The organism is Campylobacter sp. BCW_4338 (assembly GCF_001763255.1).
GTDB lineage: Bacteria > Campylobacterota > Campylobacteria > Campylobacterales > Campylobacteraceae > Campylobacter_D > Campylobacter_D jejuni.
In genome coordinates, this window is the sequence record NZ_MJYJ01000037.1 from 1 (window position 1) to 1,073 (window position 1,073).

At 26.3% G+C, this 1,073-nt stretch carries 1 protein-coding gene and 1 pseudogene; both read left to right on the forward strand.

Annotated features, from left to right (window positions below; all coding sequences use genetic code 11):
• On the forward strand, nucleotides 1-264 hold a 264-nt coding region (locus AJN69_RS03870), incomplete at its 5' end, for a lipase family protein (protein WP_070274799.1).
• Nucleotides 265-629: 365 nt separating this feature from the next.
• A pseudogene (locus tag AJN69_RS09670) lies at nucleotides 630-1,073 on the forward strand (hypothetical protein); the annotation flags it as partial.

The window sequence follows — 1,073 nt, forward strand, 5'->3', positions numbered from 1 at the left end:
CAAGACATAACTCTATCCCTCAATGGCAATATCCAATCTTCTTTTCTTTTAGAATTTTTAGAACAAGTAAATAAAATAATCAAAAACAAACACAAAAGAATTATATTTGTAGGACATTCATTGGGTGGGTATTTAGCTCAAATGGCTTTGATATATTGCGATATTAAATATAAAGACAAATTATCTTTTAGCCCTAATGAAGTTTATACTTTTAATTCCCCTAGTGTTTATGGTTGGAATTTTCCTAATATAGCTATATTTTAATTTTTAAAAAAGTAGAATAATTTTATTAAAAATATTAAAAAGGAAAATAAATGGGTGCATTTCGTAAGTTTTATATTGTTTGGGTAGTATTTTGTATAAGTGGGTTTGTTATTTCTCCTGCTGTAGGGCATAATCCAAATAGAGTGTATGAATTTTTTGTAATGCTAGGTTGGATTATTTTTCCTTTAATTCTATTAATGCTTTATCGCTTTTTTTCTCTTTGTGAAATAAAGTTTTTGTATATAGCATTGCTATTGTTACTTTATTATCCTATAGCTTTGATATTATATTACATGTTTTATTATCATAATAGTTTTTATGTTACATTATATATTTTTTTGTCATTATTTAAATAAAGGATAATTTTGCAAGAAAAAATCAATGAATTAAAAGATTATGCAGAACTTGCACAAGCTAGTTATTTTTATTTTGATTTAGAAGATTGTATATTGCAAGAAAATGAAACTATTATTACCTTAAATGAGCTTTTAAACTTAAGCTATAATGGCAAAATAGCTGGAAAAAAAGAAAAGGTCGGACAAAAATATAGTTTTATTAGTAAAGGTAAACTCAACGGAGAATTTGGAGAATTACAGACTAAAAATTTCATTCAAAGATATGAGGTTCAATTTCATCAGCCTAACACTACAAGTGGCTTTAGTGCTACTTTGTTTTACGATAAACAAAAAGATGAATTTATAGTAGGGTTTAGGGGAACTGAGGGTTTTTGGAATATAGATACGATGCAAGACATAACTCTATCCCTCAATGGCAATATCCAATCTTCTTTTCTTTTAGAATTTTTAGAA